Here is a 619-nt window from a genome sequence, read left to right as displayed (position 1 = left end):
AGAAACAGAAACCGACCCCAAGAAACTCCAGGAAGCTTCTGATCGCGCGCTCGATTACTACCTGAACCCCAAACAGGCCAAATCCGAGAAGAAACCGTCGCCAGGCCAGCTCTTCACCATCGTAGACGGCATCGACACCGAAAGCCTGCTGGCCAACCTCAGCGAAACCCTGGCCTCAGCCGACGCCATGATCAACGACCTTGCGTTCGACCTGAAAGGCTCGCGGCGCCATGTTGCCTTCGGCATTCAGCAACTGATCGAACTGAGTAGGTTATTGGCAAACCGGATGTTGGATAGCGTCAATCCGCAACATTGACCGCACCACAAAATCGGGGGCGGCTGCGCAGCCCAGCGGGAGCAAGCTCCCTCGCCACGGGTTAATGCGGCCGCCAACGTAAAATGTCGAATGTGTAAGCTGTTAGCGAACAAACCCGTTCCCACAGGAGAAATGCAGTCCCACCCAAACCAGGTCGGCTATAAGGCCGCCTCGCGGTGGACTTTGATCTCGGGCGCCCCGTTAACCACGCTGGCCGAACGCAGGCATTGCGCAGTGGGCATCCCGGCATGGATGCCGGGATAGCCGCGCTGGACCATGGATGGTCCTTCGCGGCGGGCCCAC

At 59.3% G+C, this 619-nt stretch carries 1 protein-coding gene; it reads left to right on the top strand.

All coding sequences use genetic code 11. The features are described from left to right. The coding region (locus tag HU762_RS26520) for a DUF6124 family protein (protein WP_186641876.1) at window positions 1–316 on the top strand (316 nt) is incomplete at its 5' end. Between the last annotated feature and the right edge of the window lie 303 nt (window positions 317–619).

Origin of the sequence: Pseudomonas sp. SWRI92 (genome assembly GCF_014268685.1) — a bacterium.
Classification (GTDB): Bacteria; Pseudomonadota; Gammaproteobacteria; order Pseudomonadales; family Pseudomonadaceae; genus Aquipseudomonas; species Aquipseudomonas marvdashtae.
Note: the sequence above shows the minus strand (reverse complement) of the source record. Positions and strands in the feature narration are given on the sequence as shown.